The organism is Bacillus cereus group sp. BfR-BA-01355 (assembly GCF_022663675.1).
Lineage (GTDB): Bacteria > Bacillota > Bacilli > Bacillales > Bacillaceae_G > Bacillus_A > Bacillus_A thuringiensis_S.
This window is the reverse complement of the sequence record NZ_JAKUFY010000264.1, coordinates 1-1192: the sequence shown is the minus strand read 5'-3', so window position 1 is coordinate 1192 and position 1192 is coordinate 1. Positions and strand designations below refer to the sequence as shown.

Sequence of the window (1192 nt, the reverse complement as noted above, 5' to 3'; positions counted from 1 at the left end):
AAATACCTTTCTTTTAATTTTATAAGCCACTTTGCAGAAAAAACACCTATTAAAAAATAGGTGTTTTTTCTTTCCTAATTTCACTGAACTGAACGTAAATAACAAACCATTCCATATATCGGACATATACTATTGTAAGGTCGGCATCCAAATGACCCAAATAAATACCCACGCCAAGAAATAAAACTACAAAGTATTTCTTGGCACCTTTTACATAAAACAAATAAATTATTAGAAAAGTACAAACCCAATTAAAAAATTACACATATAATGTATCCTACCTCTCTTATCAACTTAAAAAGGGATTTATTTTATATAAATCCCTTTTTAAGTATTTAAATATCTAATATAATCTACATAACATAATAATTCCTAAGAACAAAATAAGATAAGAGCCCTCCCCTCTTATCTTTTACTTATATTTATTTCAAGTGTTATTAACCTACGCGTCGAACACTAATAACATCTAGGCTTGTCACATTAAGTGTCCCAGCAGCATCTACCCAAACAAGAAATCCATCCTCTACACGAATAAAGACGCCTGTTCCATCTATCGCAGTTCCGCCTGAAAAAACTGTAATTCTGTCACCTTCTCGTAAACCATTTAATCTTCTATTTCCCACCTAGCTCACCTCCTCATGGTCCCTATTTCTTCAATCTCTATTAGATTCAATACATTTACATTATTTCAAGTGCTATTAAACTACGCGTCGAACACTAATAACGTCTAGGCTTGTCACATTAAGTGTCCCAGCAGCATCTACCCAAACAAGAAATCCATCCTCTACACGAATAAAGACGCCTGTTCCATCTATCGGACCTCCGCCTGAAAAAACTGTAATTCTGTCGCCTTCTCGTAAACCATCCAATCTTCTATTCCCCACTTTGCTCACCTCCTCATGGTCCCTATTTCTTCAATTTCTATTGCATTCAACACATTTACATTATTTAAATGCTATTAACTTACGCGTCGAACACTAATAACATCTAGGCTTGTCACATTAAGTGTCCCAGCAGCGTCTACCCAAACAAGAAATCCATCCTCTACACGAATAAAGACGCCTGTTCCATCTATCGCAGTTCCGCCTGAAAAAACTGTAATTCTGTCACCTTCTCGTAAACCATTTAATCTTCTTCGCCCTTCAAGATTTCTCAGTTCTCTTACTTCCTCACGTCTTCTTCTTCGATTTCT

The 1192-nt window shown here is 35.7% G+C and carries 3 protein-coding genes; all 3 read right to left on the bottom strand.

What is annotated here, in order from left to right; genetic code table 11:
* Positions 1-437 precede the first annotated feature (437 nt).
* A complete protein-coding gene (locus tag MR167_RS31485; RefSeq protein WP_098853192.1) occupies positions 438-623 on the bottom strand; it encodes a hypothetical protein in 186 nt (61 codons plus the stop codon).
* 75 nt (positions 624-698) lie between these two features.
* Entirely contained in the window at positions 699-893 is a 195-nt protein-coding gene (locus MR167_RS31480) for a hypothetical protein (RefSeq protein ID WP_463427291.1), read from the bottom strand.
* Between the two features lie 65 nt (positions 894-958).
* Positions 959-1192: hypothetical protein (locus MR167_RS31475; protein WP_242316229.1), on the bottom strand; the 234-nt coding region annotated here is incomplete at its 5' end.